At 62.5% G+C, this 20,487-nt stretch carries 19 protein-coding genes and 2 tRNA genes; 9 read left to right on the top strand and 12 right to left on the bottom strand.

Going from position 1 to position 20,487, the window contains the following annotated elements; genetic code table 11:
• The coding region (locus QQL76_RS07750; RefSeq protein ID WP_499207070.1) for a hypothetical protein at window positions 1-249 on the top strand (249 nt) is incomplete at its 5' end.
• Window positions 250-282: 33 nt separating this feature from the next.
• Here QQL76_RS07750 and QQL76_RS07745 read toward each other — a convergent pair.
• Window positions 283-356 (bottom strand) — tRNA-Gly (locus QQL76_RS07745).
• 19 nt (window positions 357-375) lie between these two features.
• Window positions 376-460: transfer RNA gene (locus QQL76_RS07740), tRNA-Tyr, on the bottom strand.
• A gap of 209 nt (window positions 461-669) precedes the next feature.
• Here QQL76_RS07740 and rlmB point away from each other — a divergent pair.
• Window positions 670-1,572, top strand: a complete 903-nt coding sequence (gene rlmB, locus QQL76_RS07735; protein ID WP_499207069.1) for a TrmH family RNA methyltransferase — start codon at window positions 670-672, stop codon at window positions 1,570-1,572.
• A 56-nt stretch (window positions 1,573-1,628) separates the two neighbouring features.
• On the opposite strand, the gene QQL76_RS07730 is transcribed toward rlmB, so the two are convergent.
• Entirely contained in the window at window positions 1,629-4,961 is a 3,333-nt protein-coding gene (locus QQL76_RS07730) for a hypothetical protein (protein ID WP_499207068.1), read from the bottom strand.
• A 293-nt stretch (window positions 4,962-5,254) separates the two neighbouring features.
• Here QQL76_RS07730 and QQL76_RS07725 point away from each other — a divergent pair, with 293 nt between their 5' ends.
• From QQL76_RS07725 to QQL76_RS07695, 7 genes are all read left to right on the top strand, one after another.
• A complete protein-coding gene (locus QQL76_RS07725) occupies window positions 5,255-5,722 on the top strand; it encodes a peroxiredoxin (RefSeq protein ID WP_126010205.1) in 468 nt (155 codons plus the stop codon).
• A gap of 16 nt (window positions 5,723-5,738) precedes the next feature.
• Complete coding sequence (locus QQL76_RS07720; RefSeq protein ID WP_499207142.1) at window positions 5,739-6,593, top strand: ferritin-like domain-containing protein; 855 nt, start codon at window positions 5,739-5,741, stop codon at window positions 6,591-6,593.
• A gap of 96 nt (window positions 6,594-6,689) precedes the next feature.
• Window positions 6,690-7,985: a M23 family metallopeptidase gene (locus QQL76_RS07715; RefSeq protein WP_499207067.1), complete on the top strand. Its 1,296-nt coding sequence runs from the start codon at window positions 6,690-6,692 to the stop codon at window positions 7,983-7,985.
• 212 nt (window positions 7,986-8,197) lie between these two features.
• On the top strand, window positions 8,198-9,748 hold the full coding sequence (locus QQL76_RS07710) for a DEAD/DEAH box helicase (RefSeq protein WP_499207066.1): 1,551 nt from the start codon (window positions 8,198-8,200) through the stop codon (window positions 9,746-9,748).
• Window positions 9,749-9,762: 14 nt separating this feature from the next.
• Window positions 9,763-10,125, top strand: coding sequence for a DUF423 domain-containing protein (locus tag QQL76_RS07705; protein WP_499207065.1), 363 nt, complete (start codon window positions 9,763-9,765; stop codon window positions 10,123-10,125).
• Window positions 10,126-10,219: 94 nt separating this feature from the next.
• Window positions 10,220-10,882, top strand: a complete 663-nt coding sequence (locus tag QQL76_RS07700; protein WP_499207064.1) for a TRAP transporter small permease subunit — start codon at window positions 10,220-10,222, stop codon at window positions 10,880-10,882.
• A 6-nt stretch (window positions 10,883-10,888) separates the two neighbouring features.
• Complete coding sequence (locus QQL76_RS07695; protein ID WP_499207063.1) at window positions 10,889-12,280, top strand: TRAP transporter large permease; 1,392 nt, start codon at window positions 10,889-10,891, stop codon at window positions 12,278-12,280.
• Between the two features lie 92 nt (window positions 12,281-12,372).
• On the opposite strand, the gene QQL76_RS07690 is transcribed toward QQL76_RS07695, so the two are convergent.
• From QQL76_RS07690 to sufB, 9 genes are all read right to left on the bottom strand, one after another.
• A complete protein-coding gene (locus QQL76_RS07690) occupies window positions 12,373-13,470 on the bottom strand; it encodes a TRAP transporter substrate-binding protein (RefSeq protein WP_499207062.1) in 1,098 nt (365 codons plus the stop codon).
• Window positions 13,471-13,643: 173 nt separating this feature from the next.
• Window positions 13,644-13,790: a DUF3309 family protein gene (locus QQL76_RS07685; protein ID WP_499207061.1), complete on the bottom strand. Its 147-nt coding sequence runs from the start codon at window positions 13,788-13,790 to the stop codon at window positions 13,644-13,646.
• 242 nt (window positions 13,791-14,032) lie between these two features.
• Complete coding sequence (gene sufA, locus QQL76_RS07680) at window positions 14,033-14,431, bottom strand: iron-sulfur cluster assembly accessory protein (RefSeq protein ID WP_499207060.1); 399 nt, start codon at window positions 14,429-14,431, stop codon at window positions 14,033-14,035.
• Window positions 14,432-14,533: 102 nt separating this feature from the next.
• Entirely contained in the window at window positions 14,534-14,950 is a 417-nt protein-coding gene (locus QQL76_RS07675; RefSeq protein ID WP_499207059.1) for a DUF59 domain-containing protein, read from the bottom strand.
• Window positions 14,951-14,980: 30 nt separating this feature from the next.
• Complete coding sequence (locus tag QQL76_RS07670) at window positions 14,981-16,222, bottom strand: cysteine desulfurase (protein ID WP_499207058.1); 1,242 nt, start codon at window positions 16,220-16,222, stop codon at window positions 14,981-14,983.
• Complete coding sequence (sufD, locus tag QQL76_RS07665; protein WP_499207057.1) at window positions 16,222-17,478, bottom strand: SufB/SufD family protein; 1,257 nt, start codon at window positions 17,476-17,478, stop codon at window positions 16,222-16,224. The genes QQL76_RS07670 and sufD overlap by 1 nt, the downstream gene beginning before the upstream one ends.
• Before the next feature lie 28 nt (window positions 17,479-17,506).
• Window positions 17,507-18,262 carry an ABC transporter ATP-binding protein gene (sufC, locus tag QQL76_RS07660; protein WP_499207056.1) on the bottom strand — a complete coding sequence of 252 codons (756 nt, stop codon included), beginning with the start codon at window positions 18,260-18,262 and terminating at the stop codon, window positions 17,507-17,509.
• A gap of 145 nt (window positions 18,263-18,407) precedes the next feature.
• On the bottom strand, window positions 18,408-18,749 hold the full coding sequence (locus QQL76_RS07655; RefSeq protein ID WP_499207055.1) for a GIY-YIG nuclease family protein: 342 nt from the start codon (window positions 18,747-18,749) through the stop codon (window positions 18,408-18,410).
• Window positions 18,750-18,954: 205 nt separating this feature from the next.
• Window positions 18,955-20,424: a Fe-S cluster assembly protein SufB gene (gene sufB / locus QQL76_RS07650; RefSeq protein WP_499207054.1), complete on the bottom strand. Its 1,470-nt coding sequence runs from the start codon at window positions 20,422-20,424 to the stop codon at window positions 18,955-18,957.
• Window positions 20,425-20,487: the final 63 nt, after the last annotated feature.

Raw genomic sequence — 20,487 nt, 5'->3', positions numbered from 1 at the left:
GACGTGACCGATCGTGCCGATGTTCACATGCGGCTTGTTACGTTCAAACTTGCCTTTAGCCATGCGGCTTTCCTCAATTTATCAGCTTCGTTGGGATGGGCTGGAGCGCTATTAGGACGAAATTTCCTGAAGTTCAAGCGCGGTTCAACCACGCCACTCTCCGCACCGTCCGCATGTCCGCTCCGGCGTCGGGCCCTATGTGTCGATCGCCGACGCGCAATTCAAGCCGACGGTGCAGCACAGGATTGATACTAAAGCGATACGAAGAAATAATCGGCCGGCTGGAGCGGGTAGCGGGAATCGAACCCGCATATTCAGCTTGGAAGGCTGCTGCTCTACCATTGAGCTATACCCGCGGGCAGTCATCAGGCGAAGTGGTGGAGAGGGCTGGATTCGAACCAGCGTAGGCTAAGCCAACGGATTTACAGTCCGCCCCTTTTAACCGCTCAGGCACCTCTCCAAACTTCGCCGGCGCCCCGCTTGGCGGGTGGCCGGTGGAGCGACGATCGCTGCCTTGGGCAAGCTCCGTCGAACCGGGGCGGGTTATGCCGGTCGGGCCGATAGCTGTCAACCGATCCCCGCGAAATTAATGCGATACGGCCAAGTGGCCTTCAAACAGCTTCGGCGAAAGGCTTTGCGGCCACCTCGGCGCGGTCTATAAGCCGATCCATGACCTCAAAGAAAACAACCGGCGCAGCCGGCGGAAGCGGTGGCGGGCCCCGCGATGCGGGCTCGCCCAAAGACAGTCACTATGCGCGCCTGCGCCGGGCCTACCGCGACACCAAAGCGGATGATGGTGGACAGAAGCGTGATGCGCCGCGCAAGCGCAAGGAGGGCTCGGGCCCACCGCTGCCGCCCGACCGCGTCTATCTGTACGGCCTGCACACGGTGCGCGCCGCGCTCGACAATCCTGCTCGCACGATCCTGTCCATGCGGGTCACGCGCAACGCGCTCGCCCGTCTCGAAGTGGAAGACACGGCAAGCCTGCCCTTCCCGGTCGAGATGGTTGCCCCCGGCGCCATCGACGATCTGCTCGGCGACGATGCGATCCACCAGGGCGTCGTCGTCGAAGCGAACGCCCTGCCGCTGCGACGTCTCGCCGATCTAAAGGACAGCCCGCTTCTGCTGGTCCTCGACCAGGTGACGGACCCGCACAATGTCGGCGCCATCATGCGCAGCGCCGTTGCATTTGGGGCCGGCGCGGTCATCACCACCCAGCGTCACAGCCCGACCGAATCCGGCGTCATGGCCAAATCCGCCTCCGGCGCGCTGGAACTGATCCCCTATATCCAGATCACGAATCTGGCTGATGCGATTGGCGAATTGCACGCGCTCGGCTTCCTGACGCTCGGCCTCGATTCGGAAGCCGATGGTCCGCTGGAAGCCAAGCTCGCCGGCGAGCGGATTGCTCTCGTGCTGGGGGCAGAAGGCAAAGGCCTGCGCCAGAAGACGCGCGAGACGGTGAACGGCCTGGTGCGCCTCGACATGCCGGGCGCCATCAAATCGCTCAACGTCTCCAATGCCGCGGCCATTGCGCTCTATGCCGCGCACCGGCATCTGCAGGCATCTTGAGCTTCTGGCGCAGCGGAGATCGCTGCGCCAGTTTGGGGCCAGAACGTGCGCCAGCCTCAAAACTCGAAGATCTGCCGGAACACACCCGGCGCGATCGCCGAAATCGGGTTGACGGTCAACTGCGGCGCGCTCACCTGCCCGTCCAGGCGGAACGTGATCCCGATCAAGCCCCGGTCGCGCCCGTTGCCGAGCAACGCGCCGAACAGCGGTATTTCCGCAAAAAGCCGGTTGAGGCCATAGGCCGGCATGAACGTGCCGGTCACGGCCATGTTGCCGCTTGCATCCCTGACGACGCCCTGGAACGACAGTCCGATCTCCTGGCCGCGCAGCACACCGTTCGCAACGCCGACAGTGCCGTTGCTGATCTCGATATCCGTGTAGCCACGCTCGAATCGCATGGAATTGACGTCGACCGAACTCTGGATCGCGTCGCTGACCTTCCCCGGAGCGCCGGAAGCGCGTGCCGTCACCAGCTCCTTCAGGTGATTCTCGTTGATGACGGCGAAATCCGCGATCCGCACATTTCCACGGAACGGGCCGTCACCAGAACGCTGAAGTGCCACCTCGATTCGCCCGGCCGAGACTCGTCGGTAGAGATCGGCAAAGCGCGCAAGCGCGCCGGCATCGCCCGCCGTCAGATTCGCTCGCCCGATGCCATCGGTCTCGGCAAAGGTCAGCACAGCCGCCTCGCCGCTTCCTGTCACGCCTTTCAGGTCCACCCCGATCGGCCGGCTTCCCCGGCCGGAATAGCGCACCGATACGCCGGACAGCACCTCCCCGTCGAAACCGAGCACCTGTGCGACATCGGCAGAAACGGAGACCCGTTGCGACCCGCCACCGCCAGCGCCGCTTCCACCTTCGGAACCAGCCCGCAGCTTGCGGATCAAGGGCCGTGCATCGAAGGATCGGCCCCGAACATCGATGTCGAATGCGCCACCGCTGGCCCTTGCAATGGAAACATCGAAATCGTCGCTGGTCGATAGCCGCACATTGGAAAGATCCAGCGTGGCCAGTTGACCTGCGGTCAGGCGTGCAGAGCCCCTGGCAGCGATGCCGTCGCCCGTCAGCACGATGTCGTTCAGATCGAGACCGTCATCGCGGGCGCGCATCGTCAGGCTCACCGATGCCTGCGTGCCGGGTTCCTTCCGCCAGCCGATTGCGGGCGGAGTCAGCGTCGCGGCTGAGAGATCGATCTCGACTTTGTCTTGCCCCGGCCCGGTCTGCTCCATGGTCAAAGTGATCGGCCCAGCGAGAAGACCGGCAAGGCCCGGCAGCAGCTCCGCCCGTTCCCGGTCGCCGATCGTGCCACTGATCTTGCGGGCTGCCGTGACACCCGCTTCGGGATCGAGTGGGCGGGTCACAGTGATGTCGAGCGGCGCACCGTCGATCGTGGCCTTTCCTTCGAGCACCGCCTTTTGCGGGTCGACCGAGAGATTGCCGTTCACCGCCGACAGCATGCGCCCTTCCACGGGTTTTGAGACGGCAACGTCGGTCAGGGCCATGTTCACGCCATAGGCGGGCGCAGGCGGGTCCTGATCGCGGATCAGGCCAAAACGCGCTTGAACATGAGCGTCGATGGAACCGCTGAGATCCTCGGGCTGATAGCCGACCCGGTCGAGAACGGCGATTGGCCGATAGGAGATCAGCTCGGCCATGGCGTCGGCGCCACCGGCGAGCTGCAGGTCCATATCCGCCATCAACGGACGAAGATCAGTGCGTCTGATCGCGAATGTGCCGTTTTCGACAGCAACCGTCCGGCCCGAGGGGAAATAGGCCGTGGCCGCTTCGATATCGACTTCGAGGGCTCGCCCTCGAAAGACGACGTTCGCCTGCGTGTCGCGCAGCGGCGGAATATCACCCGCCACGTGCACCCGGGGTCCGCTGACCCGCATGGAGATCTGCAGCTGGTTTTCGTCCAGGTCCAGATGCCCGGGTTGCTCGGCCATGCGCCCAGCCGGGATGTAGAGCCTGATCTGCCCATTGGAGCCGATGCCGCCGACCACATTGTCGATCACCCATTGGCGCGGACGCACCGCCACCCAGTGAGGCCAGAGCTGCTTGAGAGAAGCCGTGTCCAGCTGATCGAACGCACCGGCGAGGCTGATTGCGGGTGAGGACGCGCCGAATTCGATGGCGGCAGAGGCGACGACGGTCCCCGGCCCCGTATCGAGCGCGATCTCGTCGAAGATCAGCTTCCTGTCTGCCCCGAGAAACCGAGCAGAGATTTTGCCGTCCACGGCAAGCGCCGCAAACTCGGTATCCGTCGGGTCGAACATCGCCTGATCCACGACGAGCTCCGCCGCGATCCCCGCAGCGGCATCGTCGCCGAGCCGAGACAGATCGACGAGCCCGCCACTGAACGGAATGGTCGTATCTGCGACTGTCATGCGCGACGGCAGCACCTCGATCTTGCCCTGTTCCTTGAAGTAGCCGAGCCCCAGACGACTCTCCCGCAGCGGCGAAACGATCCCGCCAAGCGTCAGGTCGCCCTCGCCAAACGACACCTGGGCCTTCAACATCGGCTGGTCGGGCCTCGGTGTCCGTCGCGCACTGAGCGAGATGTCCGTCTCGCTTTCGACGCCGAACCGTTGCCGCTGCCGCTCGATCGGCTCATCGTCCAGACTGTTCGTGAAGGCCTCGTTGCCGAAAGTGTGCAGGCCGGTGAGTCGAACGAGAATCTGTTCGAGCGTATCGGCCCGCTCGTGGCGCAGCGCCTGTCCGTCAAGCGCGATCGTCTGCCCTCCGATCATGAACGACCCGCTGAGCGTAACGTTCTCTCGATCGGACAGCGCGAGTTGCAGCTCCTCGATACGCGGAGCGTCAGCAGCCCCGGTATTCGCCAATTCTGCATTGGTCAGCAAGATCGACCGTGTGCGGCTGCGCTGGAGCAGCTGGAGAGCCCGGTCCAGTGCCGCGAACGCGCTTTCCGTCAGCGGCTCCAGCGAATCGACCCGCAGTGCGCTCCAGTCCGTCGTCGGCCCGCCGGCAAGCATCGTCGCGTCGAGCACGACCCCGGAAATCTCCACCTCGACCACTTTGATTTCGCCGCGCAGAAGCGGCATCGGATCGAGCAACAGCCGCACGGCCTCGACGGACGACAGCGCCTCGCCGAACGCATCGTCTCGCGCCCCGCTGGCTGCCGGCTCACGAAGTGCCAGGGGCGACCGCTGCACCGACACCGAATCGGCCTCGATCGCGATGCGCCCGTCCCGGCCGACGCGCACCGAGGCACGGTCGACCTCCACGATGGTTTCGGGACCTGCGATCGTGGCGAGCGCCGATTGGGCCCGACCGGCGAAGAGCGAATCAAAGGCGCCGAACTGCAGACCCGCGAAAACGGCGAGCAGAATGCCCGTCAAAACGCCGCTCACGAGCAGGGAAAAGCGCATCAGACGCCTGGCCCGGCTGCGTTTTGCCTTTTTTTCCGCCGCATCCACGGATGCCGTGTTCGGTGATGGGTTCATGCGCTCTGTGTTGCCGATCCGCTCGTTCCTGCCAGCCCCGTTGAACCCAAACCACGCCGATTGCCACCGGCGTTCCCTGCAATGTGGCCGAAAATGCCGCTTCGGGGAAACGCTTTCGACGCGAAGTGCGGCACCATCCAAATCGAAGCGTCTGGACGGCAGGCGCTTTGACCATATATCGCGTCCATCACGCCCCCTTTCAGCATTGGAGACCATCGATGAGCGAATTGTCCGAAGGCATGCAGGCCCCCGCATTCACATTGCCGCGCGATGGCGGCGGCGACGTTTCGCTCTCCGAATTCGGCGGAAAAAAGGTCGTGCTCTATTTCTATCCGAAGGATGACACGAGCGGCTGCACCACCGAGGCCATCGCCTTCACGGCCTTGAAGCAGGATTTTGCGGATGCCGACACGGTCGTCATCGGCATGTCGCCCGACCCGGTGAAGAAGCACGACAAATTCCGCGACAAGCACAGCCTGGATGTGATTCTTGCTGCCGACGAGGACAAGTCGACGCTCGAAGCCTATGGCGTCTGGCAGGAAAAGAGCATGTACGGCAAGAAGTATATGGGCGTCGAGCGCACCACGCTTTTGATCGATCGCGACGGCAAGATCGCCCGCATCTGGCCTAAGGTGAAGGTGCCGGGTCACGCCGAAGAGGTTCTGGCTGCCGCCAAGGATCTGTAGGCAGGTGACTCAAAATATCAGCCAGGCGACGCATGCTTCTGCTTCGAAAGGAGATTATGCGGCAAGATCGCTTCGCGACGGTGCTGCACGCGCCATCGCGGCAGCCGATCTCGACGAGAAAACCTGGCTGACTCAGGAAACGGCCCGGCGCTGGCATCAGCGTCGCCTGTCGCTCTCAAGCCCGCTCGATCTTGGCGTACCCGATCGGCCGGGCCGCCCGGATCGGCCCGAACTTGTGCCGCCGACGAAGGTCAAGAGGCGCTCGCTCAACTCGGAGCGTGGCCGCATCGCGCTTCTGCATGCGATTGCCCATATCGAGCTCAACGCGATCGATCTTGCGCTCGATATCGTGGCCCGCTTCGCCGGCGCCCGCATGCCGCAGAGCTTCTTCGACGGCTGGATGCGGGTCGCCTTTGAAGAAGCCAAGCATTTCAATCTGATACGCGATCGTCTTCGCGCATTCGGTGCGGACTATGGCGATCTGCCCGCCCATGATGGCCTTTGGCAGGCGGCGCACGACACGCGCAACGACCTGACTGCAAGGCTTGCCGTCGTGCCGCTCATCCTCGAAGCGCGCGGGCTCGACGTGACGCCCGCTCTCCAGGCCAAGATGCGCGAGTCTGGAGACATGGAAAGCGCCGCCGTCCTCGACATCATCTATGAAGACGAGAAGACCCACGTCGCAGTCGGCGCAAAATGGTTCCGTTTCCTCTGCCAGCGCCAGGGCCGTGACCCGACTGCGACCTTCCAGGCATTGGTGCGCGCGAATTTCCGCGGCCCGCTGAAACCACCATTCAACGATCTGGCCCGAGCCGAAGCCGGGCTCTTGCCCTCGTTCTATCGGGCTTTGACCGCGACCAGCATGTCCTGAAACACCATCCGGCCAAACTGCCCCGCCGGAAAGGGGGTGTTAACCTTAACATTGTCTAATAGCCGTCATTAGTCTGGCAGCGGCAGAGGCAGCACCTTGGCGCAATCGCAAAAAGTTTCAGCGTTCGGTCGGCGCAAGACGGAGCACACGCTCATTCTCGCGAGCGGCGAACGCATTCGCCACATGACGATCCGTCCCTGGGTCGTGGGCCTCGCTGGCTGCGCGGCCGCGCTTCTGCTTGGCGGCTACTTCGTTGCGACCACCTATCTCATTCTCCGCGACGATCTGATCGGCGCCTCCGTTGCGCGCCAGGCCCGCATCCAGCACGTCTATGAAGACCGCATCGCGGCATTGCGTGCCCAGATCGATCGTGTCACCAGCCGCCAGATGCTGGATCAGCGTATGATGGAAGACCAGGTCGAGAAGCTGATGGCGCACCAGGCGGCGCTTTCCTCGCGCCATGGCCGGCTCGATGCGATTCTGGAGCGCGCGGGCGATGCCGTTGCGCCCGAGATTGAAGCGCCCTTGCCGACCCCGCGTCCTGACAGTCCGGCACGCCGCGCTGCCCTTTCCGGATCGGGCGATGCGCTCGATGCGATCGCCATGATCACCGACAGCACGACCACGGCAACCACTCCGCCAAGCAGCAGGGTGAGTGCCTATGCTCCGACGGCGCGCAGCCAGGCGGATCGCTCCGACCGGCTGTTCCTCGAATTGCGCTCCTCCCTGGACGACCTCGAAACCGAGCAGATGCGGAAGGTGCGTGCCTTGGCGGCCAACGCTTCGGGCACCGCCGAAGCGATTGCCGGCATCCTGCGCAACACGGGCCTCGATGTTCCGCTGAACGATGAAACGGCCATGGGTGGCCCCTATCTGCCCCGGCGCGGCAGCGGCGCATTCGACGCGACGCTCGACGAGCTCGACCTCGCTCTGAATCGTTTGGACATGATCCGCGACCATGCAGCGCGCATGCCGCTCGGCAACCCGGCAGAAGGCCATCCCATCACCAGCCGTTACGGCACGCGGCGCGATCCGTTCTTTCGGCGCGCTGCCTTCCATGCGGGCATCGATTTCCGCGTCGCCAAAGGTGAATCGATCGAAGCTGCCGGCAGCGGCACGGTCATCGGCGCAGGCCGGCGCGGCGGCTACGGCAAGATGGTGGAGATCGACCATGGCGAAGGCGTCGTCACCCGCTACGCCCATTTGTCCGACATTCTCGTATCGGAGGGACAGACCGTTTCGCGTGGCGACTTGATCGGCCGTGCTGGTAGTACCGGCCGCTCCACCGGTCCGCATCTCCACTACGAGGTTCGCTTCCATGACGAGCCGGTCGATCCGGCGCGCTTCCTCCAGGCAGGCGCATCGCTGGAGCCGCTTCTGGCCGCACGGTAACCATCCGTGCGCCGAAAAGGCGCACGAAGTGCCTGCAATGCCTGCCTTCCTTGACTTTCCGCCCTATAGGGCCTATGTGCCCGCTCATCCAGGCGTCATTGCCGCTTGAGCGCTTAGCGCTGCCAGGTGCGAACTTCATGTGTTTGCGCCACTGTCCGCACACATAGATGTCAGCCCGATCCTAAGAGATCAGAACGGAAACAAGTTTCCCCTTGACCAAATTCTCCGAACTTGGCCTGAGCCAGAAAGTCCTCTCCGCAGTCACCGACGCGGGCTATAGCGAACCCACACCGATTCAAGAAGGGGCCATTCCACCGGCCTTGGAACGACGCGACGTTCTCGGCATCGCTCAGACGGGAACCGGCAAGACCGCTTCTTTCGTTCTGCCGATGCTGACGCTGCTGGAAAAGGGCCGCGCCCGGGCGCGCATGCCGCGCACGCTCATTCTTGAGCCGACGCGCGAACTGGCTGCACAGGTTGCCGAGAATTTCGAGAAATACGGCAAGAACCACAAACTCAACGTCGCACTCCTGATCGGCGGCGTGTCCTTCGATGAGCAGGACCGCAAGTTGGAGCGTGGCGCAGACGTTCTGATCTGCACCCCCGGCCGCCTGCTCGACCATTGCGAGCGCGGCAAGCTGCTCATGAGCGGCGTCGAAGTCCTCGTCATCGACGAAGCCGACCGCATGCTCGACATGGGCTTCATTCCGGATATCGAGCGCATCGTGAAGCTCATTCCGTTTACGCGCCAGACCCTGTTCTTCTCTGCCACCATGCCGCCGGAAATCCAGAAGCTTGCCGACAATTTCCTGCAGAACCCGGTCCGCGTCGAAGTCTCGACCCGCTCGTCCACGGCCACGACCGTCACGCAGCGTCTCGTTGCCTGCGGCAACAAGGATTTCGAGAAGCGTTCGGCATTGCGCGACTTGATCCGCGCCCAGGACGACCTCAAGAACGCGATCATCTTCTGCAATCGCAAGCGCGATGTGGCCGATCTCTTCCGCTCGCTCGCCCGCCACGAATTTTCGGCGGGCGCCCTGCACGGCGACATGGACCAGCGCTCCCGCACCACGATGCTGCACAATTTCCGGGAAGGAAAGCTGCAGCTTCTCGTGGCCTCTGACGTCGCGGCCCGTGGCCTCGACATCCCTGATGTGAGCCACGTCTTCAATTTCGATGTACCGATCCACGCCGAGGACTACGTCCACCGCATCGGCCGCACCGGTCGGGCCGGCAGGTCGGGCAAGGCGTTCACATTCGTCACCAAGCGCGACGCCAAATACACCGACGCCATCGAAAAGCTGATCGATCGGAAGATCGAATGGCTCGACGGCGACCTCTCGACCGTCGTGCAGTCGCCCGAGGAAGACGACCGGCGCGGTCGCGCCAAGTCTTCCGGCCGCAAGGAACGCTCCGGCCGCAAGTCGGACGGCCCGCGCACCCGTCCTGCCCGCGAGGAAGCATTGATCGAGGCCGCCGCCGAACTGGCAGCCGCCGGCACACTAGCTGTCCAGGAACAGGCGGCAGCGCCGGTTGCGGACCGGGCGCCGGCAGAACGCCCGCCTGTGGAACGGACAGCGGTCGCCGAAGACGCCCCACGCCCGCAGCGCCAGGATGCCGCCAACGACGATCGTCGCAACCGCGGTCGTGACAATGCCCGCGACAACAACCAGCGCCGCCGTTCGCAGCGTGACGACGAGTTCACACCCGTCGGCTTCGGCGACGACATTCCTGCGTTCATGACAATCGCCGCGCGCGCCTGAACGGCCGCGCTTCGATGCGAAGGGTCGCGCTTCTGGTCATAGCCGCCGGTTTGCTCGGTGCGGCCGGTGTCGCACTTGCTGCCGCCGCGTCGCATGGCGGTGAACCCCGCCTTCTTGCAAGCGCCGCTGCGCTGTCGCTTGCACACGCGCCTGCTCTTCTTGGGCTTGCTTCCCTTTCCGAAAAATCGCGCCTGTTGCTGCCAGCCGGCCTTCTGCTCGCGCTCGGCACCATGCTGTTTGCGGCCGACCTCACGCTGCGTGCCACGGCAGGCAGCGCGCTCTTTCCGATGTCCGCCCCCATCGGCGGCTTCGGGATGATCGCCGGCTGGGTCGTCGTTGCTATCGCCGGACTGGTGATGGCGACGCGCCGCGGCTGACAATCCACCTCTGGCGGTTGCGTCTGCGCCCGTGTCGGTCTATCGAGTGCCGTCAATCCGGGCGTTTGCTATCCGGATCGCCGGACCGGGCATCATGATGCAGGCCGAGGAGGAGCGGCTGCGCAGTTTGCCGCTCACCCATGCCCTACCGTCAAACCCGGTCTCAAGCTCTCAACTTCTTGGTTCAGAGGCTGAACTGATGTCGTTCCTAGCCGCGATCGTTAAGGCGATCGGCCGTTTCAACGGTTTTCTCGGTCAGATCCTTGCCTGGCTCTCGCTCGGCATAGTGCTGGTCTGCTTCACCGTCGTCGTCCAGCGCTATCTCTTCTCAACATCGCTGATCTGGATGCAGGACCTCTATGTCTGGTTGAACGGCGCCATGTTCATGGGCATCGCCGGCTTCGCGCTCCTGCGCGACGACCACGTCCGCGTCGACATCTTCTATCGACCGGCCACGATCCAGAGAAAGGCCATGATCGATCTCTTCGGCGTCGTCGTGTTCCTGCTGCCCTTCTGCTACGTCGTCATTCTCTACAGCTGGACGTATGTCATGCGCTCCTGGAGCCTTGGCGAAGGGTCGGCCAATTTCGGCGGCATGCCCGGTCTCTACATCCTGAAGTCTTTCATCTTCGTCTTCGCCGGTGTCGTCGCGCTGCAGGGCCTGGCGATGGCCGGTCGAAGCATCCTTGTTCTGTCTGGACGGGAAGAACTTTTGCCCGCAGATCTGCGATATCGCCTTCCGGGCGAAGGGGAGTAATCGACAATGGATCCTGTACTGATCGGCGAGATCCTCGCCGGGGCGATGTTCTTCGGCATCATCGGCGTGCTGATGCTGGGCTTCCCGGTCGCCTTCACGCTGGCCGGCGTCTCGCTGCTCTTCGGCCTGGTCGGCATGTTCTTCGGCGTCTTCGATCCGTCGAACTTCGGCTCGCTCGCCAACCGTTATGTCGGCTTCATGACCAATGAGGTTCTGGTCGCCGTCCCGCTCTTCATCTTCATGGGCGTGATGCTCGAGCGATCCGGCATCGCCGAACAGCTTCTCCTGACCATGGGCAAGCTCTTCGGAAATCTGCGCGGCGGGCTCGGCATTTCCGTGATCCTCGTCGGCGCGCTGCTCGCGGCATCCACCGGCGTCGTCGGTGCAACCGTCGTCACCATGGGCCTCATCTCGCTGCCGGCCATGCTGCGCGCCGGCTATGACCCCAAGCTCGCATCGGGCGTCATCTGCGCGTCCGGCACGCTCGGCCAGATCATCCCGCCCTCGACCGTGCTGATCTTCATGGGCGACATGCTGTCGGGCATCAACGCCCAGGTGCAGATGGCCAAGGGCAACTTTGCCCCTGCCCCCGTTTCGGTCGGCGACCTCTTCGCCGGCGCCATCATTCCAGGCGTCATGCTCGTCAGCCTCTATCTGCTGTGGATGATCTTCAAGGCGATCACGGCACCTGAAAGCTGCCCCGCCACACCGGTACCGGCTGAGGAGAAGAAGGACCTCTGGAAAGAAGTCATCACCGCGCTCGTGCCGCCACTGCTTCTGATCGTCGCCGTGCTTGGCTCGATCCTCGGCGGCATCGCCACGCCGACGGAAGCCGCATCGGTCGGCGCCATTGGTGCGACGATTCTCGCCGCACTGCGTTGGCGCCTGTCGTTCCAGGTCCTGCGGCAGGTCGCGATCTCGACTGCCACCATCACCTCAATGGTGTTCATCATCCTGCTCGGCGCGTCGGTGTTCTCGATCGTCTTCCGCCTCATGGGTGGCGACAATCTGGTCCACGATATCCTGACTGCGCTGCCCGGTGGCGTCTACGGCGCGCTCATCGTCGTCATGCTGATGATGTTCGTGCTCGGCTTCATCCTGGATACGTTCGAGATCATCTTCATCATCGTGCCGATCACCGCGCCGGTGCTGCTCAATCTCGGTGTGGATCCCGTCTGGCTCGGCGTCCTGATCGGCGTCAACCTGCAGACCAGCTTCCTGACGCCCCCCTTCGGCTTCGCGCTCTTCTATCTGCGCGGCGTGGCGCCGAACCGGGTGACGACCGGCATGATCTATCGCGGCGTAATTCCGTTTGTCGGACTGCAGATCGTGGCGATCGCGTTGCTGTTCATCTTTCCGGAACTGGCAACCTGGCTGCCGCGCTGGATCTACAGCTGACCTTCGAGCTGCGGTCCTTCCGCCAAATACAAAAAAGCCCGGAGCAGAACGCTCCGGGCTTTTTCTTTTTGGTCCGGTGAGAGCGAGAACGTTCAGATCTGGAAATACTTTTCGCGTGCCTGGATGTAGAGCGAATCGGTGCCCTGCGTCTTCTGGCGAACGATGTTGAGCGCCGAAATGAAGCTCTCGGCGGTCTTCTTCGTCAGTGCATCGCCCGAATCGCGCAGACCCGTCAGGATCTCGGTTGCGGCCTGTGCACCGGCTTCCATGATCTCCTCGGGGAACTGGCGGATTTGGACGCCGTGGTCGTTGACCAGCGTCTGCAGCGCCCGTGGGTCGTTGGCGGCGAAGTCGGCCGCAACGGCATCGTACTCGGCCTGGCAGCAATCACGGATGATCGCCTGCAGGTCGGCCGGCAGTGCCGTGTACTTGGCCTTGTCGACGACGAGCTCGGTTGCGAGGCCCGGCTCGATGAAGCTCGGGAAGTAGTAGTTCTTGGCGATCTGATAGAAGCCGAGCGCGAGGTCGTTGTAAGGACCGACGAACTCAGCAGCGTCGAGCGTGCCCGACTGCAGCGCCTGGAAGATCTCGCCTGCTGCCATGTTGGTGACGGAAGCGCCGAGACGTTCCCAGACCTGACCACCGAGGCCGGGCGTACGGAAGCGAAGGCCCTGAACGTCGGCAACACCCGTCAACTCGTTGCGGAACCAGCCACCGGCCTGCGTGCCCGTGTCGCCGGACAGGAAGCCCTGCACGCCGTACTGGTCGTAGATCTCATCCCAGATTTCCTGGCCGCCGAGGTAGCGCACCCAGCCGGTCAGCTCGCGCGAGGTCATGCCGAACGGAACGCCGGTGAAGAAGTTCAAAGCCTGGCTCTTGTTCTGCCAGTAATAGGCAGCGCCGTGGCTCATCTCAGCCGAACCGTCGATGACGGCGTCGAGCGACTGCAGCGGCGGGACGAGTTCGCCTGCGGAATAAAGCTGGACTGTCAGGCGGCCGCCCGAAGCGGCGGTGATGCGGTCGGCGAGGCGCTGGGCGCCGACACCGAGACCGGGGAAGTTCTTCGGCCACGTGGTGACCATGCGCCAAGTCTGGTTTTCCTGAGCGATGGCCGGCGCTGCAAGAACGGAGCTTGCAGCGACGCTAACACCGGCAAAACCAGCCTTGGTAATGAAAGAACGGCGATCCATTGGGTTTTCCTCCACTGTCTATACCCGAACAGGTCGTCGGGCGACGTTGAAGTAACCTTCTGGATTCCGCCCTACGCTGTCGGTTCACATCGCACAGGAGGGCGGGATAGTCTAGCAGACCACATCCGATGGTCGTGCCGTCTGACGCTTGAGGTAAACGAGCGCTTTGCCGGTCAACGAAGAAGAAGAATGATGAGGACGACGACGATGACCAGTCCAAGTCCACCGGACGGGCCATAGCCCCAGCTGCGGCTATAGCCCCAGCGCGGCAATGCGCCGATGACCAGCAGTACGAGCAAGATGAGAAGGATCAGTTCCACGGCAATGTGCTCCTGTCACCACTCGGGCTGGACTGTTCTCGAAGCGAGCGTCCAGCGCGAAGTCTCGAGCTCTAGACGAGCCCAAGAAGCGAAAGGATGAAGCCGATGACGACGATAAGGCCGACGATGTAAACGATGGTATGCATGAGCGTGCTGTCTCCGCTGTTCAGGTCTCGAACAAACGGAAACATGACACTTTTGTTCCGGAGCTGCTCACGAATGCGTGAACGCGTGCGCTGCTCTCAAGCGTCGCCGCGAACCACGGCATCACCGCGCTTGGCAAGCGCTTCCAGGTCTGCTGGCTTCAGCTCGACCGACTCGCCGCAACCACAGGCCGACGTCTGGTTGGGATTGTTGAACACGAACCCCGAACGCAGTTTTGTGGTCTCATAATCCATCTGCGTGCCGAGCAGGAACAGCACGGCCTCGGGTGCAACGTAGACGCGCGCACCGTCCGCTTCGATCAGATCGTCCTTCGCCGACGGCGCGTCGACGAGCTCCACCGTGTATTCCATACCGGCGCAGCCACCCTTCTTGATGCCGACGCGGATTCCCTCGGCGGGCTGGTTGGCGTTGGCGACGATCGCCTTCACACGCTTTGCAGCCGCATCGGTCATGGTCATGACAGCGAACTGACCCATTCGAAACTCCTGCCCTGAAGGGCGTTTGCGCACCAAATCAGCTGCGCTTCGGTATCAACCTAATCACGGCCCGGGCCGGCCGCAAGACATCGGGCTCTCCCGTCAATACCAGCCGACGGCGACCTGAGCTTCTTCGCTCATGCGTGCAGGCGTCCACGGCGGATCGAAAGTGAGCTTCACGTCGACGCCCGACACGCCCTCGACGGTCCCGACGGCGTTTTCGACCCAGCCCGGCATTTCTCCGGCGACGGGGCATCCAGGCGCGGTCAGCGTCATGTCGACCTTGACCATGCGGTCGTCCTCGATGTCGATCTTGTAGATCAGGCCGAGCTCGTAGATGTCGGCCGGGATCTCAGGATCGTACACGGTCTTCAGCGCCGCGATGATGTCGTCCGTCATCCGCGCAAGCTCTTCCTGCGGGATGGCCGATACGGTCGACGAAGATGCCTCTGCCGCATCGACAGTGTCCACTGGCGGTGCAACGCTCGCATCGTCTGGCTTGGCGGTGGTTTCGGTCATCCTGGCAGTTCCTGTTCGTGGTTTCCGCGCTCAGGCGAAGAAGGCACGCGCTTTTTCAAGCGCTTCCACAAGGACATCCACTTCCTTGCGCGTATTGTACATCCCGAAGGATGCCCTGCATGTGGAGGTCACGCCGAAACGCTTCAAGAGCGGCTGCGCGCAGTGGGTACCGGCCCGAACCGCCACGCCCGAGCGATCGATCACCATCGACACGTCATGGGCGTGGATACCCTCGATCTCGAAAGAGAAGATCGCGCCCTTGCCGGGCGCATCGCCGATCACGCGCAGCGCGTTGACCGACTGAAGCTTCTCGCGCGCATAGGCCGTCAGATCCGCTTCATGCGCGGCAATCGCTTCGCGGCCGATGCTGTCCATGTAGTCGAGCGCAGCGCCGAGCCCGATCGCCTGGACGATCGGAGGCGTCCCGGCCTCGAAGCGATGCGGCGGCTCGTTGTACGTCACACCCTCTTCCGACACGTCGAAGATCATCTCGCCGCCGCCCTGGAAGGGCCGCATCTTCTTCAGCATCTCGGTCTTGCCGTAGAGCACGCCGATGCCGGACGGACCGTAGACCTTGTGCCCCGTGAACACGTAGAAATCGCAATCGATGTCGCGGACATCCACCGGCATGTGAACGGCCGCCTGGCTGCCATCGACGAGCACGGGGATGCCACGCTCGTGCGCGATGCGGCAGACCTCCTTGACCGGGATGACGGTGCCCAGCACGTTCGACATGTGCGTGATCGCAACAAGCTTCGTGCGCTCCGTCAGGCTCGCCGCGAACGCATCGAGATCGAAAGACCCGTCGTCACCGACCGGCACCCAGACCAACTTTGCGCCCTGCCGTTCGCGGATGAAGTGCCACGGGACGATGTTGGAGTGGTGCTCCATGATCGTCAGCACGATCTCGTCGCCCTCGCCGATATGCGGCATGCCGTAGCCATAGGCGACGGTATTGATCGCTTCGGTCGTGGATTTCGTGAAGACGATCTCGTCTTCGGACGCGGCATTGAGGAAGCGCTTCACCTTGCCGCGCGACGCCTCATAGGCATCGGTTGCAGCATTCGACAGAAAATGCAGCCCGCGATGCACATTCGCATACTCGTTCGAGTAAGCATTCGTGATCGCATCGATCACCGCCTGCGGCTTCTGCGCCGATGCGCCATTGTCGAGATAGACGAGCGGCTTGCCGTAGATTCCCCGCGAAAGGATCGGGAAGTCGCGGCGGATCGCTTCGACGTCATAGCCGTTCTGTGCGGGGCGTGCGTCCATCAAACGTGCTTTTCCAACCAGGTTTCGATCACGCCGTGCAGCGCGTCCGTTAACGTCTCATCATCGAGGTCTTCGACCACCTCATTGATGAAGGCCTGAACCAGAAGACGCCTTGCCACAGCCTCTGGGATGCCCCGCGACATGAGGTAGAAGAGGTGCACCGGCGCGATGTCGGCAACCGTGGCGCCGTGCGCGCACTGGACGTCATCGGCAAAGATTTCCAGTTCCGGCTTCGTCGAGAACTCGCCATCGTCGGAAAGCAGCAGCGTGTTGGACGCCATCCGCGCATCGGTCTTCTGGGCCTGCGGCGCCACGCGGATCTGGCCCTGGAACACGCCCCGCGCCCGGTCGAAGACGACATTGCGGATGATTTCCGTCGACGTCGTGTTCGGCACGTCGTGGCCGAGCGTCATCGTCACGTCCGTGTGGCTGTCACCGCCGAGCAGATTGACGCCGCGCAGCTTGAAGTCCGCGCCTTCACCGGCCGTCACCACATGCACTTCCTGGCGAATGAGCTTGCCGCCAGCATTGATGATGCACAGCGTCAGCCGCGCATCTTCACCGAGCGACACATTGATCTGGCCAAGATGGCTGTCCGCATGGCCCTGCCCCTGAACGATCACCCAGGTGACGTTGGCCTCCCGCTCGAGCTTGAGATTCGTCACGGCCGAGACGAGCGCCGGAGCATCGCCGGAATTCAGATGGCGTTCGACGAGCGTCACGCCTGCATTGGCGCCAACGTGAACCTCGTGACGCAAATGCGCCTGACCGCCATCCTGCACCGCCTGCAGTTCGATCGGCGTCTCGACCTTCGAACCGTCTGCGATCGTGATCGCAAAGCCAGTCTCCGCAAAAGCCGCATTGAGATGACCGACAGCATCGTCGTCACCCCGTGCGGCAAGTGTCAGCGATCCGTCGGAAAGGCGCGTCTGGAAATCGACCACGTTTACGCCGGCAGGCACGACGCCATCTTGGGCGCCCGATGCCAACACCGTAGCGCCGGCGATCAGCGGCTCGACCGCACGCTGCGACAGTCCCGCACCTTGCGGCACGTCGCGCAGCAGCGACCGGAAATCGGTATAATGCCAGCTTTCCACCCGACGCGTCGGCAGTCCACGGCTGAGCAACGCACCGAACAGCGCACTGCGCTGCGACAGCGCTGCGTCGCCACCCGGCAGGGATTGCTTTACCGCATCAAAATGCGTCGACAGGGCCTGTTCGCCGGCCGTCAGCGGCGGCTTCGTTTGAATGTTCATCGGCTTGCGCTCCTTTGTTCCAGGTGCATCAAGCGGCTGCGCCGATGATGTCCGCGTAGCCGTTCTCTTCGAGTTCGAGCGCGATGTCCTTGCCGCCCGACTTCACCACCTGCCCCTTGTAGAGCACGTGGACCGTATCCGGCACGATGTGCTCGAGCAGGCGCTGATAGTGCGTGATCACGACCATCGCGCGGTCCGGCGAGCGCAGCGCGTTGACGCCATCGGCAACGATCTTCAGCGCATCGATGTCGAGGCCGGAATCGGTCTCGTCCAATACGCAGAGCTTCGGCTGAAGCAGCGCCATCTGCAGGATCTCGGCCCGCTTCTTCTCGCCGCCCGAGAAACCGACATTGACCGGACGCTTGAGCATCGCCGTGTCGATCTGCAGGTCGGCGCTTGCCGACTTGACGAGGCGCAGGAAGTCCGGCGTCGACAGCTCATCCTCGCCGCGCGCCTTGCGCTGCTCGTTGAGCGCCACCTTCAGGAACTGCATCGTCGCCACACCCGGGATCTCGACCGGATACTGGAAAGCGAGGAAAATGCCCGATGCCGCACGCTCGGCCACATCCATCTCCAGAATGCTCTCGCCATTGAAGAGAATGTCGCCCTCAGTGACTTCGTAGTCTTCGCGGCCGGCAAGGATGTAGGACAGCGTCGACTTGCCCGACCCGTTCGGCCCCATAATCGCCGCCACTTCACCCGCCTTGACCGTCAGATTCAGCCCCCGGATGATCTCGGTTTCCGTATCCGCGATGCGGGCGTGAAGGTTCCTGATTTCAAGCATCGTGCGTCTTCCTGTTCATCGAGCGGATGGACCGAATGAACGGCCGCTTCCGCTTTGACTGTTATCGTGTCGATGTCCCAATCTTCCGAGGACATTCTTCTAAATCGCATCATCCTCGGGCTTCGCCCCAAAGATCTACCGGTCATCAATTGTAGTGAGGCCAATGCACAGTGCCGGGATGTGGCTTATAAATATTCTCGATCTCATCGATACGATCGTAGAGATCGAGCCATGTTGGATTGAGACCTTCTATGAGCCGAATTTTCCAATCCCTGCGATACCGCTTGAGAGACTTTTCTCGTTGGATCGCAAGGACGATGTTCGGATGGAGCTCAAACCACACCAGCAGTTTCGCATTGTACTTAGTTGTGTATCCCTTCCTCACCTCGTTTCGATGTTCCCATACGCGCCCCAGAAGTTCGCTGGTCACACCCGTGTAAATCACTCCGCGCGGCTTGTCCGACATCATGTAGACGAAGCCGGACATCCGAACCTAGGCATTCAGCCGGTAGATCCTCGGGACAAGCCCGAGGATGACGTCCGGGGTAGCTAATCTCACCTTCGCAGAGCACCCTATCAATCGATAGCTCCAGTCTAATTCCGTCATCCTCGGGCTTGTCCCGAGGATCTACTGGCCCATCAGCCCACTCTGCGTCGGCGACACCAACCTACCATTTTGCCTTGCCAGCGGATCAGCCGACGCTTCCCTCGAGCGAGATGTTGATGAGCTTCTGGGCCTCGACGGCGAATTCCATCGGCAGTTCCTGGATGACTTCGCGCACGAAGCCATTGACGATGAGTGCGACGGCTTCCTCTTCCGGAATGCCGCGCTGCATGCAGTAGAACAGCTGATCCTCGGAGATTTTCGACGTCGTCGCCTCATGCTCGAACTGCGCCGTGGCGTTCTTCGCCTCGATGTAGGGCACCGTATGAGCGCCGCACTGATCGCCGATCAGGAGCGAGTCGCACTGCGTGAAGTTGCGCGCGTTTGCCGCCTTGCGGTGCGCCGAAACCTGGCCGCGATAGGTGTTCGAGGAATTGCCGGCCGAGATGCCCTTGGAGATGATGCGGCTCGACGTGTTCTTGCCGAGATGGATCATCTTGGTGCCGCTATCGACCTGCTGATAGCCGTTCGAAACGGCAATCGAATAGAACTCGCCACGCGAATTGTCGCCACGCAGAATGCAGGACGGGTACTTCCAGGTGATCGCCGAGCCGGTCTCGACCTGCGTCCACGAGATCTTCGAGTTCTTACCGCGGCAATCGCCGCGCTTGGTCACGAAGTTGTAGATGCCGCCCTTGCCTTCCTTGTCGCCCGGATACCAGTTCTGGACGGTCGAGTATTTGATCTCGGCATCGTCGAGCGCCACCAGTTCGACCACCGCAGCGTGGAGCTGGTTCTCGTCGCGCTGCGGTGCCGTGCAGCCTTCGAGATAGGACACGTAGGCGCCCTCTTCGCAAATGATCAGCGTGCGTTCGAACTGGCCGGTGTTCTTCTCGTTGATGCGGAAATAGGTCGAGAGCTCCATCGGGCAACGCACGCCCTTGGGCACGAACACGAACGACCCATCGGTGAAGACCGCCGAATTAAGCGTCGCGTAATAATTGTCCGTCGTCGGAACGACCGTGCCGAGATATTTACGCACCAGTTCCGGATGCTCGCGGACTGCCTCGGAAAACGACATGAAGATCACGCCGGCCTTCTTCAGCTCTTCCTTGAAAGTCGTGACGACCGACACCGAATCGAAGACGGCGTCGACGGCAACGCGGCGATTCTCGACGCCGGCCAGGATTTCCTGTTCACCGAGCGGAATGCCGAGCTTCTCATAGGTGCGCAGAAGCTCCGGATCGACCTCGTCCAGGCTCTTCGGACCCGGCGTCTTCTTCGGCGCCGAATAGTAGTAGATGTCGTTGAAGTCGATCTTCGGATAGTCGACGCGGGCCCAGTTCGGCTCTTCCAGCGTCAACCAGCGCTTGTAGGCGTCGAGGCGCCATTCGAGCATCCACTCCGGCTCTTCCTTCTTGGCGGAGATGAAGCGAATGATGTCTTCGCTCAGGCCCTTGGGAGCCTTGTCGCTTTCGATGATCGTCTCGAAACCGTACTTATATTGATCGACATCAATCTTTCGAACGCGTTCGATGGTTTCCTGCACTGCAGGCATCGCCATACTCCGTCATTTTGTCACCACCGCCGAAAGCGGCGGATGGTTTCCCTGTCAGTTGCG

The organism is Rhizobium albus (assembly GCA_030160035.1).
Classification (GTDB): Bacteria; Pseudomonadota; Alphaproteobacteria; order Rhizobiales; family Rhizobiaceae; genus Georhizobium; species Georhizobium albus.
The sequence above is the reverse complement of the archived record's forward strand: the minus strand, read 5'-3'. Positions and strand labels throughout refer to the sequence as shown.

Excerpts from the sequence above, each read along its gene's own strand:
- rlmB (WP_499207069.1), top strand. The coding sequence starts at position 670 with ATGACCTCAAAGAAAACAACCGGCGCAGCCGGCGGAAGCGGTGGCGGG.
- QQL76_RS07730 (WP_499207068.1), bottom strand. The coding sequence starts at position 4,961 with ATGCGCTTTTCCCTGCTCGTGAGCGGCGTTTTGACGGGCATTCTGCTC.
- QQL76_RS07725 (WP_126010205.1), top strand. The coding sequence starts at position 5,255 with ATGAGCGAATTGTCCGAAGGCATGCAGGCCCCCGCATTCACATTGCCG.
- QQL76_RS07705 (WP_499207065.1), top strand. The coding sequence starts at position 9,763 with ATGCGAAGGGTCGCGCTTCTGGTCATAGCCGCCGGTTTGCTCGGTGCG.
- QQL76_RS07700 (WP_499207064.1), top strand. The coding sequence starts at position 10,220 with ATGATGCAGGCCGAGGAGGAGCGGCTGCGCAGTTTGCCGCTCACCCAT.
- QQL76_RS07695 (WP_499207063.1), top strand. The coding sequence starts at position 10,889 with ATGGATCCTGTACTGATCGGCGAGATCCTCGCCGGGGCGATGTTCTTC.
- QQL76_RS07690 (WP_499207062.1), bottom strand. The coding sequence starts at position 13,470 with ATGGATCGCCGTTCTTTCATTACCAAGGCTGGTTTTGCCGGTGTTAGC.
- sufA (WP_499207060.1), bottom strand. The coding sequence starts at position 14,431 with ATGGGTCAGTTCGCTGTCATGACCATGACCGATGCGGCTGCAAAGCGT.
- QQL76_RS07675 (WP_499207059.1), bottom strand. The coding sequence starts at position 14,950 with ATGACCGAAACCACCGCCAAGCCAGACGATGCGAGCGTTGCACCGCCA.
- QQL76_RS07670 (WP_499207058.1), bottom strand. The coding sequence starts at position 16,222 with ATGGACGCACGCCCCGCACAGAACGGCTATGACGTCGAAGCGATCCGC.
- sufD (WP_499207057.1), bottom strand. The coding sequence starts at position 17,478 with ATGAACATTCAAACGAAGCCGCCGCTGACGGCCGGCGAACAGGCCCTG.
- sufC (WP_499207056.1), bottom strand. The coding sequence starts at position 18,262 with ATGCTTGAAATCAGGAACCTTCACGCCCGCATCGCGGATACGGAAACC.
- QQL76_RS07655 (WP_499207055.1), bottom strand. The coding sequence starts at position 18,749 with ATGTCCGGCTTCGTCTACATGATGTCGGACAAGCCGCGCGGAGTGATT.
- sufB (WP_499207054.1), bottom strand. The coding sequence starts at position 20,424 with ATGCCTGCAGTGCAGGAAACCATCGAACGCGTTCGAAAGATTGATGTC.